Origin of the sequence: Pseudomonas sp. MF6747 (assembly GCF_963890955.1) — a bacterium.
Lineage (GTDB): Bacteria > Pseudomonadota > Gammaproteobacteria > Pseudomonadales > Pseudomonadaceae > Aquipseudomonas.
This window is the reverse complement of record NZ_CAWPSZ010000034.1, coordinates 125,315-138,591: the sequence shown is the minus strand read 5'-3', so window position 1 is coordinate 138,591 and position 13,277 is coordinate 125,315. Positions and strand designations below refer to the sequence as shown.

Here is a 13,277-nt window from a genome sequence, read left to right as displayed (position 1 = left end):
GAGGAAACCATGAGCTATGAAGCATACACCTACGAAGAATTGAAAGCCGAAGAAGAAATTGCGAAAAATGAATTCTTCCAATCAGCCAAAAAACTAACTGAGAAAAAAGTCTTATTATCGGAAGATATAGGCTTACTCAAAACTGACCAGAATATAACAGCATTCAACAGCTACGTTTGCGGCTTAGTGACGTATAAACACCTACCCGCCTTTGCTGATACCCTAAGAAATTTCTTCATAAGGAAGGAAGGCATTAACGTTGAAATTCTCGACAACTACATTAACGAGCTGAAAAGCCATTTTGAAATACACACCCGCTACATTGACATTAAAATACTTTTGAAACACAAGAATGTCAAAGAGCTTCCACAGAAAATTCTTCTAAAACAGTATGAGACATTCTTTGCTAACGAAGAAAAGAAGCTCACCTATAAAGACATAGTGGATAATTACTTTAGGCGATTGATGGAAGTCAAAAATGGTGGCAAAGCTGCAATTCATAGCTTTTCTATCAATCTAAGGAAAAAAGTATCTAAAAACAAAACACCTAGCAACACTAATGAAAAACCTAGCTGGAAAAAAGAAAAGTCAGTTAATCAGCTTGTGACTAACGAAGACTTAACCTATGAAGACTTCTGGATACCTTTTGAATTCACCAACGGCGTGAAAGGGACTATTGCTATCTATCAAGGTGGAATTTACATCAAGCACAATGGATTTAGCCCTGATGGTAAACAGGTGAACGTATTCACCTACAATGGCGAAATAGGAAATGAAAGCATCCATTTCAGCAAGGAAGACATAATCAACAGCATAATCAACAACAAGGAGAAACCAAATGAATAATCAGTCAACGAACCATTTCTTAAACAAGTGGGATGAATTCTTGAAAAAAGAGAATTGCCATATCAAACCAGATGAGAAGGCCGAAATCCTTAAAGACATGGCAGACATTTTTGAGAAGAACTTAAAAGATAAACCACGTCAGGTAGATGATGTGGAGTAAATTTCTGTCACTTTTTAAATCCGCTAATGCTATTGCAGTGGAACCACCAGATTCACCAGATGAATTTGATTTTATCGCTACACCTAATACCGAGCTGAAATTGAAAACTCTCAACTTATCCTATGACAAGGTTGAGCATATCTTTCTTGACCACGCTTACAAACATGGCTTGAGTGATGCATACCAGATTATGAAAATACGTGAGCAGGAAATGAAAAACAGGTCTGAATTTTATCCTGAAGAACTGGAACAGCTAAAAGATGAATATCAAATCATCCAGCTAATCATAGAATATGAACGGAAAGACTTCTTATACAAATGCAAGGCTAACCACAGGGAGCTATTACGAAAAATCGCAAAGAAGATAATTGAAGCGAACCCAAGCATTGATAACACTAGCAACCTTGATTTAGTGGTTTTCTGGAACGACAACTGTTCAAAGCTGTTGCAGCCCATAGAGGTTAGGTTAAGTGCAATCAAAACAAAAGTCTTTAAGGAGCTTCACGCCACTGGAATTCTCTCAGAAGAAGAACCATCGAAATCAACCGACAGTGGTACAGCTACTGAACCCCCTCCAGTTTTGAGCAAAGAAGATGATATTGTGATGGATGGCAGCGACAAAACCGAAGAAAAGAAATCAACCTTGAACTTTAATTAAATAAACCAGCCGTAGCTGGTTCTGTTTAAAAGTCTGAATCTTCTCTTGTCCCGTTTGTAACCCACCTTACAATTTTTGAGGTAGATTGATAATCCACTTCATTCCTCACCTCCAAATCACTCAACACACCTTTCAAGCTGGATGAATTCTTGAACTGATACTTTTTCTTGATACCCAAGCCATAAGCTTTCAAGAACTCAGAGAACAACACGTTCACTTCTTTGAAGAAGGCCGCTTGCTTTTCATTGTCAGGAGCGTCTGACAACACCATTTCATAGCACAACTCATTCAAATACTCAGCAACAGTCGTATCACTGTTAAAAGTCTTCCCATTGTTGAATTTGAACACTTCAAAACTGACTAACTGAGATTTACTAGCCTTTAAAATATCAAGCTTTTCTTCATACATCATGGCTAGCTTTTGTGGATTGTTGTCAATACGCACAACCTTTATATCATTAGCCTCAACCTTACACACCCTAGCCGTGAATTCTTCACGCACTAAATTCAATGTCTCTCTTGAAAGCGAATCAACAATGTCTCTCACTACAATTTCTTGTAGCGTATAGTTTTTCAACTCCAACAAGAAAGGGTTAGGTTCACCCATAAAAGTCTTGCAGAAATTATCAGCGTCACCAAAATAGGCGGTTTGCTTCTCTTTGTATTTTTGATTGAGGTATTGCTTAGCCAATGCTGACAATTTATCAGCATAGGTTTTTGGCTTTCTTACTCCATACAAATGTTCATTCTTCAAATTCAATCCCATCATTTCACCTCAGTTTTATAGTTTGTTTTGCGGGTTTCGTTTGCAATGGCAGACTTGACCACTTTCTTAGCATTCTCAATTTTCTCTTTCTCACCGGCCAAATCTCTAACGGCATCATTGAAATCAATACCTGAATCATCCACCTTCGCTTTATGCTCTGGCTCTTCACCAGATGCTTTTGCTCTTGCTTGTTGCAAGTCAGCATACTCAGGTGACTCCAAGACTTCTGGCATATCAAACGCCTCAGCTAAGAAACGCTCAGTGTCTTCAATGGAGTATTGAGCAGGTTCAGCAACAGCCGGTTCATCAAAGGAATTTGTGAACACACCTTCAAGAATGTCTTTGTCAAAATCATAATCATCATTGTAGTTGTCAGGTATTTGCTCAGACACATAGTCAGGCACATCACCCACAACAGGCTCATCAGCCGCTGCAGGAAGCTCAGCATTGACCACGGCATCAACAGCCACATCTACGGCTAAATCAGCAACAGCAACCTCTGGTGAAGCTAGGGCGAGCTTGGCAGCTTCCTTCATTTCTTTGAGGACTTCATAAGCCGCTGGAAAGCTGTATTCTTCCTTCGATTCCTTGATTTGTTCTTCAGTCATACCCTCATGTCTAGCAGTCTCAGCCTTCTTAAAATCGCCATAGGTCAAGACTTGCTCATCACTCAACCACGTACCAGCGATTTGCTTAACGTCGATTCCAGCAGCTTTGGTTAGCTCAGTGAACACCTTGTGAAGCGTTGGGCCTGACATGGATTCAACCAACCCTTTCTGACCAATGAGGTTGTATTTCTCCTTAGCCGGATCTTCATCATTTTTTGTCTTGATGAGCGTGCATTTGTTCAAAATCAACTTCTTCTTCACCTCAGCAACAGGCTCAGCCGGGGCTTTTGCAGGCACATCAGCAGACACTGGAACGTCAGGTATGGTCTGTTCATTGACAGGGCTAGAATCGACCGGAGCGGCCTTATCAGGCACACCATCAGCGGCTTGCGTTGCTGGTGCATCAGGTGCGTCTTTAACACCTTCAACATCCTGATTTTTGGCGTTGTAGTCTTGCGTAGCCTTCTCAGCTTCGGCCACTTGCTCAGGGGTAGCTTGATCGAACTCAGCAAGGTTCTTCATTTCCTTGATTTTGTCATTAACCATGTATTGCCAGTCTTTGTGGAACACAATCTGTTCAGGCTCAAATCCGGCTTTAATCAACTGATTAAGCTTCTGTTCATAAATCATGCCTAGATTGTCTTTGTAGCGTTCTCTTGCACTGGCACTGACGTTGAAGCACACCTTGCCATGACCAAACTTCTTGTAAGCAGCCTCAGCAGCCAATTGACCAGCATTTTCATTGAAGATACCCGCTTCATGAATTTTGATAGAACCGCCACCAGTTCTCCAGCTCAACAACTCACGGTTGTATTTGTCATGAATGGTCACGTCATGGATGAACGGCAAAGGGAGATTCTTGTAAGCTGGGGTTTTGTGATGGTTGAAATGTAAATCCAATTCTTTCATACGTCTTTCTAACCAATCATCTTCATCAGCCGCTCTACCGTTCTGGTCATGTAGGGCTTGCTTGATACCATCATGAAGCTTTGTCTTCTTAGAAACGTCTTCAACGTTCTGAGGATTGTAATCTTCATTGAGTTTCTTACGAGCCTCATTAGCTTCATTCAAGTCATTGTCATTCTTAGCTAGTTCAGGGTTAGAGAATGAAAAGTCATCTTCTACCTCAGCAGCAACTTTGACAGCGAGCGGCTTCATGGCTTGACGAAGATTTGTGTAATTCTTGAAATCGGTGGAGCCATCTTTGATAGCGTCAAGTGAGTCATCAACAAGCTGTTGCTTCTCACCTAAATCATCACGAACCCTCAACTTATTGAAGTCAACACCAATGCTTGGCATGAGGTTCTTCAAAGCATCAAGCGTATCAGTGTGTCTGAAGGCATCAGCCAACAACGCAACGTAGGTATTAGAGAAATCCTTTTCACCGGCATCAGTCAATTTTGGGGTGATGACAGCAACAGCACTGTAATTGTGTGAAACGGTTAGGGCTGGGTAATGCGAGTAATCAAAGCTTAGGTCTGGATTATTCTTTAAAATTTCCTTAGTGAACTTTGAGTATTCCTTCTTGTATTTTTCATGAGTAGCAGTATCAAGACTTATCTTCTCACCAACAAACTTATTATCATCAGCAGCATAGCTAGTAGCGACGACTTGATTATTTATCTTAGACATAGTTTCCTTATATTGTTTATCTAATATTATTGTACTATATAAATAACCATAATCAAATTATTCAGCTACTTTTTATACATATATTTTAATGCTTATTCTTGCAAAGGGTTATTTACATGTAATAATGGTAAGTAACTAATAACGCAAGGTCATTTATGAATGAAAAAATAGAAGAGTCGGAAACAACTAAAAATCAAACAGAAGCAGAAACCACCAAATCAATAGAAGGTCATTTTGCAATTGGTGATGAATTTGATATGGGTGATGAGCTACATGATTTCGATTATGGGGATGAACAACCATTACAAAAAAAAGTAGGCGAAAATGTCATTAGAAAGCCGAACATCATTCGCGATAATGAAGATGAAATTCGTGCTGCAGCTCAGGCGGCTTTTGAAAAATATGGGCCAGTCACAGTGGTAATTGTCAATGACAAATCACATTCAGTAGTTGTAGAGAAGAAAGAACCATCATCAGTTACCAAGCACGAATTAAAACCTTGTGTTAAAGCATTCTTCGGAATAGCTGTCTTTGTGCTAATCGCAGCACTGGTTATCAGTTGGATGTATTAAACGAAGCCTTCAAGGGCTTCACCAATTTAATGTTAAAGATTGAACACAAAACAACACATGGAAACCCATTATGGATATAGAGAAGTATGTAGACCAAGAATGCAGAAGAATAGCCAAAATGGCTAACAAACAGCTTCTTAGACCTAACCGTAAAATTTACATAGCATGGCCGTTTAGAGAACGCATGTTCAAATTGCTTACTAAAGAAGCACTCAAATCTTTTGAGCCTTACTGGCCTGATGACTATTACCATAATGAAATAATCATAGTTAATACAAATACAGGATGGACTAGATTTTATACGAAATATAATGAGCTATTGAATGAATACGCAAGGCACCAGAATTATCTTAATCATGCTGAAATGAGTTTTGAGCAACACCTTAAAAACGCATTTCTCTATAAGGTTAAGAGAGGCATTGAATACAATCTCAGACAAGTCCTAACCGAACACAGACCATCTTACTCATTTAAGGAATACGACATTACAAATCTGTTAATAAGTTGCTATGCACTGACTCTAATTCATGATGGAAAATTTCATGTGCCCTATAAGAAATTAATGAAGTATTTTCGAGATTCAGCATATTGGTATGTAATTGAGCCATGTTCTACATTCATGAAAAAAAACAGCAAGTATGATTTGAATGTTAAGCTTATCGACAAACGTTTATTGTTCAGAACTGAGCAAAGCACCTACCTGATTTGGCTTGAATTCAATTTCAATACCAATCAAGGGGAATTGAAAGTTGAAATATCTTCAAACCCAGAAGCACCAAAAATGGATGGTATTGCAATGACTGATGAAGGTTTTCTTGTATATGAAATGCTTCATTATGGTGAAGGCAATAACCTTATTAAGAGCTGGATAGTAAATGAGACAACTAGCAGCAAACCCGACCCATTCGCCTTCTATGGGTGGGATGAGAACGGAAATGAAATTAAATAGCGGAACAGAAAACCCACAACTTGCAAACCAAAATAACCTATGGAAACCAACATGGACATAAAACAAAAATTCACTTACACCCCGCAACTATTTACCAAAACACTTTATGATATAGAAAGAGGCTTAATCTACGAGATTGAAGATAAAATAGATGCGAATAATTTTAATATATTCACACACATTAACGTACTCAATAGACTTGCTTCAATCTCTGAGAAAATAAAGAATTCAGATTGCTTCATTTTATATGGTGATTATTTCGATATAGGCCATCAGCAGCATCAAACCATTCAGTCAATAATGCTTAGCCATTATACAAAAGGTAAATTCAAGAATTATGAAGAACAAGTTATAGCGAAAGCGTTCAGTAAATTTTATTCCGAGAACCAACAATATTACCATCAAGATGACTACAATATATTCTTTGTTGAGAATTGTATAGAGGATACATTTGAGAGGATTTTATCGCTTACAGAATGCCCAAGAAAAATAGATTTATATTACGGCTTTAGAGATTTAGTACCCATTGATTTGTACCTTGAAGGCATACAGAAGCTAGACAACCCTATAAACCCAATAGAACAGATTGCGAACACTGTTTCAAGGAACTATGTAATAGACATCATATTCAAAATTTTCTTGAACAAGAAAGAACGTGACGTTGACATTACATTCATGCTCAAGGAAATTTACAAGCTGACGAGACATTACACCTCAGATGATATTGATAGGCACCTCACCACTGACATTCCTGAATTCCCATACTCAGAGAAGACGGATGAACTGAAAGGCGTTTACTGGCAACAGACCGAAGATGAAGAGTTTGAGCTTTTATTCGTTTGTACAGATGGGTATTTCAATGTCAGAACCGTAAAAGATACAGAATACAGGAAGCTACACCTAATCACCGCCTTTTACCCGGCAAATGAAACAGCTCAGGTTTTCGGAATTGAAACTTCCATGTGTGAACGTGGTATGAAGCTTTTAGAAATTATGAACTACAATGATATTGAGCTATCATTCTCTAACGCATTTGACATTGATGACACAATGATTAAAGAAGCTGTAAAAGACCATCAAACATTCAGCAATTATAAAGAACTGATAGACTACTTTACCTTTCATAAAGGCGGATGGTTAACAGAAGAGTATAATGTGAGAACTAATTTCAGGCCATCACTAGAAGGCTTAAACCCAAGACCATGGAAGTAATAACAACAACTTCACGCCATAAAATTTTACTAAAGGGAATTTACATGTAATACTGATTATAATAACAATAGAGATTGAAGTGAAAGCATTACCTCCTATGTTTTACCAGCTCGTTAAACTCCAAGAAGCTGAAATCATCATCAAAATTGAGTCTTACATTGATTCGGATTTTGACATATTCATGAATCGCCAACTATTTGATTATTTCAGCAAGAAATCTCAGAAACTCAAACACTACAAAAAAACACATGAAATCAGGGGAGTATCCCTAGGTGAAAAAATCGTCCCTAATCTACGCTCACCAAATATAGACAAGACTATTCTTAAAGAATTGAAAGGTATCTTAGATAGGGAAGTATCTTCATACAGCGAGATATTTTTTATAGAGCCATATAATGGATTTGGTATTACTCCTGACTACGATCTTAGACGCATGAGTGAAAGCACATACAGAGCATCAGAGTTTATTGATTATTTGACTGACAACAGGATAAAGCACGGCATAGGTGCTGACTTAGCGACATTCCTTTACCAAGTATCAAATTATGAACAGTCTAGAAACATGGTTGCCCGATTAGTCAAACGAGCCATGCACAACTACAAGATGCTGGCTTTGAGAACAATGGCTGACTCAATATTTGATAATAAAATGCAGTTTTTCTTCAAAGAAATTTATTCCTTATTACGTCTATACACACCCAGTGACTTTGATAGGCATTTATGCCAAGACATGCCAGTAATACCCTACACCACTGAAGTCAAAGAACTGAAACGAGCTTACGGATGGAGAAGAATAGTCAAAAACAAAAATGACATTGAGCTTGAATACAGTGAATACCTATTTGTTACCACAAACGATTACTTCACAGTCAAAATCAATGAAACCTATTCATCGGCAAGCGGTAACTGTTTTTATATAACGACTAAAACTCATAAAGAAAATGAAACAATTTCGATATTCGATAAACAAATTTGTTTGAATGGTGGTGAATTGACGCTTCTAGAAATGGAGCATTACGCTGACTCTGGATTATTAGCAACAAGCGAGTTCACCATAAATGAAAGTATCATAAGTGAAGCAATTGTTCATGGTTCGCCAGAAACTCTGTACGGTGTAGCCTACTATAAAATGCTACAAAATTACTATTCATATCATAAGGGTTCTTGGCTTCCCACAAAATACTTAGTACAAACATATTTTAAACCCTCTTACGAAGGTTTGAAGAATATAAAAAGAACATGGGACAATGAGAACACCGTTATGTATCTATATAAAAATTTGAAAAACGGTGAAAACACCCGTGAGCTACCAAAGAACATTGAGAAACTTATCGAAAAAAGAAACTCAAAGAGAGTTACAGAAAAATCATACAGAAGTAAAATAACTCTAATGTTGTTAGCCATACCGTTGATTATGCTTGCAGGGTTAGTAATAAGGCTAATAACTTTTACCCCCACATAACAAAGCCCTTTCATGGGGTTTTTTGTTGCCTTCATTTTACTAAAGGGTATTCACATGTAATACTATAATAAACTAACCTAAAATAACGAAATGAAGAACCTACTAAACATTAACAGCAGAAACAAAGTATTAAGAGACGTGTTCACAAGCTTTGAACAAGAAGCCATCAATGCGTTAATCAGCATCACAAGAGACGGAACCAAAGCAATCGTAATGCGTGAGAAGGTATTTAACCGTTTCGCTAAGCTGAACAAAGGTATCAAGGCCAGCCGTTTCATCTTCACATACAAAGAGTCCCTGTCAGAGATAAAACAATCAGGTCATCCATTTGAGGTGAAATTCAAAAGCGAAATAGTATATAAAACCTTTGATTTGAACATCAGAGGAAAAATCACAGCTATATCACAAACCATCTTAATGTTTGATGTTTCTGCATACATGTCCAAGGAATACACAGCGTTCAAAAAAGTCATTGAAACTGGCTACCCAGTCACATCACTGGAAGACTTGTTCAGTTTGCACGGGTCTAATCAATTCATCAACACGCTAAAACTATTGGAAAAAAACAAAATTGAAGTAGACATTGATTTCATTGCGAACATCTATTTTGAAAAAATGAATGAAAGCCCAACCATGAAAGCTGACAGTCTAGCCAATGAATATGCCGAAAGTTATTATTTGGAAATGATTGAAAAGTTATCTTCTGCAATATTCTGCTACACCGGAATGAATGCTGACCTAAGTTTTCTTTATGGTGTATTCCTTGACCTAGCCAAAATTGATAATAAACAGTTTCTCAAATACGTTGGCGGTGACTACACACGAATTCCATTCTTTGGCAAAAGTCACCTACCAATATCTACCGTTAAAATAGTAAAGCATTTTGATGATATAAGCACTGAATACGAACTTTTCATCAAAGGTGTCGGCCAAGTGGTTCACTTGGTTTATGACGACTATGAAAACTTAACTCAATATCATTATTACGAAACCTCAAAGAAAGAAAAGCTAAATATCAACGGAAACGAATTCTGTATAGATGACGACTTTCTTGAAGGCCAACACATTGACCTTCTACTCATGGTTCTAAGTGATTGGAACAACGTATCAGTTAATACCGACATTAAATATGACTATCAAAACTCGATTGAATGGGCAACCCACAACGCTCTTCTTTACAGATATGACGATGTGACAAGAACTGTTTTATATGAGTATCTAGAACAACGTGGCGAATGAATTTATTGCCCTGCATTTTACTAAAGGGAATTCACATGTAATACTGAATACAAGTCAACAAATTTATTCAACATGATAGATATTCTTAAACTACACGAACAATCAAAAATCTACCAGTTGCTCTTTTCTACCTTTGAGCAAGAAGTCATTCACTTGCTGAACAGCATACCCACCGATGAAAAATGCTATGCAATCCTCAACAAGAAGATTTATCAGCGATTCACAAAGCTATGCCCAGCATTGAAAGACAATCCAAAGGTCATGATGTATAGCAAATCAGTCAACGAGTTGAACCACGATGACCACCCGCTTAGACAACACTACAAGAAAGAAACCATAGCTAATGTGCTAACTAGGAAATTGAGAAGTAGCCGTGACAAGCTAGACGTAGCTAATAGGTCATTCATGCTGACCGCCGATATGATGATAGATGGTAATGACAATTTCGGGTTGTATATCCTAGAAGCCAGAGTAGCGTTAAGTGATGATAAATACTTATCGAAAACCGCAGCACTCATTGCAGAACATCTTGTAGGATGGGAAATCAGTAGTTTCGCTGAATATTATCTCCAGTTAGCTAATGGAGTCGCCATGAACAAGATAGGTTCATCATCGGCAATAACGCTTGGCGAGACAGCAGCGAAAGAGAATTTCCATGAAAATATGGAAGCACTCATATGGTCAATTCTTTGCAATTATAATAATCCTAACCTTACTCACCTACTCGGAGTTTTGCTAGACCTAGGGACTATGAACCAAGAGCAGTTAGACAAATTTGTGTGTGGGTACTATTCCAAAATTCCTTACACGGGGAAAAGCTCAATACCATCCGTTGCAGTTTCACTTATCAAGTCAACACCTATCAGCCCTTACCATGAGAATCGCATCAAAGAAATCTTCATCAAAGGGGAATCAATCATTGCTCAAATAGTGGTTGATTATGACTTTCATTCAATTATCAATTTCAATGTCTATGAGATTGCTGAAAAAGAAACCGCTATTTTATTTGGTCAAGATTACAGCTTGGATGAGGATTTTCTAGATGGTATGCATTTAGACCTATTCCTAATGGTCACTTATGACCTTAAGCACGTTAAGGTTGTCACTGATTTCAGCTTTGATTATGACAAATCGCTGGCAATCAGCATGACACAAGAAAGGAATGCGGGATTACATGAATACTTGCTTGATATGGACGGAAAGTATCACAGGTTGCGAAACATCTAATCAATCATCAGAAACATACTACCAGACAAAAAAAAGCCCCAATTACGGGGCTTTAAAACATCATCATCCACACCTTTGGAAGTGTGAACTGGAAAAATGCGATTATACGGCCAATCCTGCAGCACCACCAGCCCCGAATAAGCGACCCCCTACTATCTGCTACTACGGGCTAGTAGGAGCTACTAGCAACTACTACTGGCGACTAGCCATCTTCTGAAAGTGCCATTTCAAGAAGTCCGGGTATTCAATCCCCATGACCATAGACAAGACGTTCAGACCGTATTCATCGGGGTTCAGCGGGTCAACCGCCGCCAGTAGGTGTTGTTTCTCTTCTACCTTGTTCCGGTAGTCAAACCACTCAGGTTCATTGTTCCTCAGCACTTTCAGCAGGTCTTTATTGAAGACCTTTTTGAGATTTGGGAAAGCGGGTGACTGGTAATAGAAGAAGGCGTTTACATGGCGTTCTATGCTGTCGAATCGGTCATTGGAGCTGTTCAACATGGCTGATGTGGATTCCAGCAACGGTCGGAACAGTTCAGTTCGGATAGAGGCGAAATTACCAAAGAGAATTCTTTCATCATTCGTATGTATCCAAAACGAGCCAGCATCAAGCATGTATTGCTTAACCTTCAAACCTTTCTTTGATACCGAGAATTCTAATGTTGAGACTTTTTCAGACAATTCTTTTGTGATGTTCCAGAGACGCTTTTCAGTCACTGGCTTCACCATGAATTTCAGTTTGGCTAGCTTGGCATCCATCGGGTTGATAATGACTTCAACCTCACATGCATAAAATTCGTCATAAACCTGAAACGCAAAAACGTTAAACGGGTTGGACAGGGTAAAGAAGGTTTCAACAGCACTGGTCATCGCCACTTCTATGCTTTTCAGCACGTTCAGGCTCTCAGCATGGAAGAAACGAGCGTAATCAGCAGCGTGTTTTGTGCTAATCAGTGAATCATCGTTCATTTCTAGGTTCCTGATTGATAGTGATGATTGTTTGATACATCTTCACACGACAAAATGAGAAATAATAGGTATTGATGAAGAAAAAGGCTTGCTAGAGATATGAAGAACATCTACTATTCGTCTTAACAAGGTGGCAATCATAAGCCTTGAAGAAGAAAACCTTCTAACCTCATCATCAAGACCTTTGGAGATACACCATGACTACTCAAGAAACCAACGTAGAAAACACCACCACTGAACAGGCTGTTGTCTACTACGGTAACGACTTCGCCCCACTGCAAGCCAAGGTGAATGCTACCACCGCTAACCTCTTCACCGAAATCTTCAAGCAGTTCAACAACGAAGTGGTTGGTGCTACCGCCGTCGATAAAATCACCATCGAAGGTACCACGATTGAAGAGCTTCAAGCAGCTCTTGCTAAACGCATGATGGAAGCCCCTACGGCCAGCCTGAAAGCCGAAGACATCAACCTGAAAGCCGCTTCCCTGCAAGACCTGCTCAAGCACAAGACTGACATGCTGGGTTCCCTGTTGTTTGACCTGCTGAACGAAGTGGCAGAACAGGCCAAGACCACTGGCGGTAAGAAAGGCACCCGTGCAAAGAGCGACAAGCCACGTAAGCAAGTCGATTTGGAACTGTATGCCCTGCAGATCGAGGGTATCAACACCAACAAACCTTTCTTTGCCATGAACGTTGGTGCCTTCACGCTGGACATGAAGAGCCTGACCGACAAAATCACCGCCGCTGGCTTGGCCGAGAAGTATCAGAAAGAAATTCTGGCTGGCCCTAAGAAGGGTCAAATGGGCTGGAACAAAGAAGCCATCCTGAAAGACTTCGGCAAGAAGGTTGAAATTGCTTCTGCTGATATTTATGCGAAGTTCGACGGTAAGGCATCCAACATCACCGCTGAAGCTTTGGGTGAAGCAGTGCCTAAGCTGACCACCAAGAAAGTCGAAGCCAAGAAGTAAGACCCACCA

At 39.0% G+C, this 13,277-nt stretch carries 13 protein-coding genes; 10 read left to right on the top strand and 3 right to left on the bottom strand.

Features of this window, described 5'->3' with window-relative positions:
• Positions 1 to 9: 9 nt before the first annotated feature.
• The 3 genes from AACW30_RS22795 to AACW30_RS22785 are packed head-to-tail and all read left to right on the top strand — an operon-like array spanning position 10 to position 1,664.
• Positions 10 to 846 (top strand): hypothetical protein, encoded by an 837-nt coding sequence (locus AACW30_RS22795; protein WP_200623472.1) that lies wholly within the window; start codon positions 10 to 12, stop codon positions 844 to 846.
• On the top strand, positions 839 to 1,006 hold the full coding sequence (locus tag AACW30_RS22790) for a hypothetical protein (protein ID WP_200623471.1): 168 nt from the start codon (positions 839 to 841) through the stop codon (positions 1,004 to 1,006). The genes AACW30_RS22795 and AACW30_RS22790 overlap by 8 nt, the downstream gene beginning before the upstream one ends.
• Entirely contained in the window at positions 993 to 1,664 is a 672-nt protein-coding gene (locus AACW30_RS22785; RefSeq protein WP_200623469.1) for a hypothetical protein, read from the top strand. Before AACW30_RS22790 ends, AACW30_RS22785 begins: the two co-directional genes overlap by 14 nt.
• 25 nt (positions 1,665 to 1,689) lie before the next feature.
• Here AACW30_RS22785 and AACW30_RS22780 read toward each other — a convergent pair whose 3' ends face one another.
• Together AACW30_RS22780 and AACW30_RS22775 are read right to left on the bottom strand one after the other, a co-directional pair.
• Positions 1,690 to 2,433: a hypothetical protein gene (locus AACW30_RS22780; RefSeq protein ID WP_200623468.1), complete on the bottom strand. Its 744-nt coding sequence runs from the start codon at positions 2,431 to 2,433 to the stop codon at positions 1,690 to 1,692.
• Positions 2,430 to 4,670 carry a hypothetical protein gene (locus tag AACW30_RS22775; RefSeq protein ID WP_200623467.1) on the bottom strand — a complete coding sequence of 747 codons (2,241 nt, stop codon included), beginning with the start codon at positions 4,668 to 4,670 and terminating at the stop codon, positions 2,430 to 2,432. Before AACW30_RS22775 ends, AACW30_RS22780 begins: the two co-directional genes overlap by 4 nt.
• A gap of 155 nt (positions 4,671 to 4,825) precedes the next feature.
• Between AACW30_RS22775 and AACW30_RS22770 the strand changes: the two genes are divergently transcribed.
• The 6 genes from AACW30_RS22770 (at position 4,826) to AACW30_RS22745 (ending at position 11,331) form a co-directional block, all read left to right on the top strand.
• Entirely contained in the window at positions 4,826 to 5,242 is a 417-nt protein-coding gene (locus AACW30_RS22770) for a hypothetical protein (protein WP_200623466.1), read from the top strand.
• A 70-nt stretch (positions 5,243 to 5,312) separates the two neighbouring features.
• Complete coding sequence (locus AACW30_RS22765) at positions 5,313 to 6,191, top strand: hypothetical protein (protein ID WP_200623465.1); 879 nt, start codon at positions 5,313 to 5,315, stop codon at positions 6,189 to 6,191.
• A gap of 51 nt (positions 6,192 to 6,242) precedes the next feature.
• The gene (locus AACW30_RS22760; protein WP_200623464.1) at positions 6,243 to 7,403 is read left to right on the top strand and encodes a hypothetical protein; all 1,161 of its coding nucleotides are present in this window, start codon (positions 6,243 to 6,245) and stop codon (positions 7,401 to 7,403) included.
• A 79-nt stretch (positions 7,404 to 7,482) separates the two neighbouring features.
• Complete coding sequence (locus tag AACW30_RS22755; protein WP_200623463.1) at positions 7,483 to 8,865, top strand: hypothetical protein; 1,383 nt, start codon at positions 7,483 to 7,485, stop codon at positions 8,863 to 8,865.
• Positions 8,866 to 9,003: 138 nt separating this feature from the next.
• Complete coding sequence (locus tag AACW30_RS22750) at positions 9,004 to 10,104, top strand: hypothetical protein (RefSeq protein ID WP_200623461.1); 1,101 nt, start codon at positions 9,004 to 9,006, stop codon at positions 10,102 to 10,104.
• 72 nt (positions 10,105 to 10,176) lie between these two features.
• Positions 10,177 to 11,331 (top strand): hypothetical protein, encoded by a 1,155-nt coding sequence (locus AACW30_RS22745; RefSeq protein WP_200623460.1) that lies wholly within the window; start codon positions 10,177 to 10,179, stop codon positions 11,329 to 11,331.
• A 192-nt stretch (positions 11,332 to 11,523) separates the two neighbouring features.
• Here the strand turns inward: AACW30_RS22745 and AACW30_RS22740 are convergent, their stop codons facing one another.
• Positions 11,524 to 12,300, bottom strand: a complete 777-nt coding sequence (locus tag AACW30_RS22740; protein WP_200623458.1) for a hypothetical protein — start codon at positions 12,298 to 12,300, stop codon at positions 11,524 to 11,526.
• A gap of 197 nt (positions 12,301 to 12,497) precedes the next feature.
• Here AACW30_RS22740 and AACW30_RS22735 point away from each other — a divergent pair, with 197 nt between their 5' ends.
• The gene (locus AACW30_RS22735) at positions 12,498 to 13,268 is read left to right on the top strand and encodes a hypothetical protein (RefSeq protein ID WP_200623457.1); all 771 of its coding nucleotides are present in this window, start codon (positions 12,498 to 12,500) and stop codon (positions 13,266 to 13,268) included.
• The last annotated feature ends 9 nt before the right edge of the window (positions 13,269 to 13,277 follow it).

Excerpts from the sequence above, each read along its gene's own strand:
- AACW30_RS22795 (WP_200623472.1), top strand. The coding sequence starts at position 10 with ATGAGCTATGAAGCATACACCTACGAAGAATTGAAAGCCGAAGAAGAA.
- AACW30_RS22790 (WP_200623471.1), top strand. The coding sequence starts at position 839 with ATGAATAATCAGTCAACGAACCATTTCTTAAACAAGTGGGATGAATTC.
- AACW30_RS22785 (WP_200623469.1), top strand. The coding sequence starts at position 993 with ATGATGTGGAGTAAATTTCTGTCACTTTTTAAATCCGCTAATGCTATT.
- AACW30_RS22780 (WP_200623468.1), bottom strand. The coding sequence starts at position 2,433 with ATGATGGGATTGAATTTGAAGAATGAACATTTGTATGGAGTAAGAAAG.
- AACW30_RS22775 (WP_200623467.1), bottom strand. The coding sequence starts at position 4,670 with ATGTCTAAGATAAATAATCAAGTCGTCGCTACTAGCTATGCTGCTGAT.
- AACW30_RS22770 (WP_200623466.1), top strand. The coding sequence starts at position 4,826 with ATGAATGAAAAAATAGAAGAGTCGGAAACAACTAAAAATCAAACAGAA.
- AACW30_RS22765 (WP_200623465.1), top strand. The coding sequence starts at position 5,313 with ATGGATATAGAGAAGTATGTAGACCAAGAATGCAGAAGAATAGCCAAA.
- AACW30_RS22760 (WP_200623464.1), top strand. The coding sequence starts at position 6,243 with ATGGACATAAAACAAAAATTCACTTACACCCCGCAACTATTTACCAAA.
- AACW30_RS22745 (WP_200623460.1), top strand. The coding sequence starts at position 10,177 with ATGATAGATATTCTTAAACTACACGAACAATCAAAAATCTACCAGTTG.
- AACW30_RS22740 (WP_200623458.1), bottom strand. The coding sequence starts at position 12,300 with ATGAACGATGATTCACTGATTAGCACAAAACACGCTGCTGATTACGCT.
- AACW30_RS22735 (WP_200623457.1), top strand. The coding sequence starts at position 12,498 with ATGACTACTCAAGAAACCAACGTAGAAAACACCACCACTGAACAGGCT.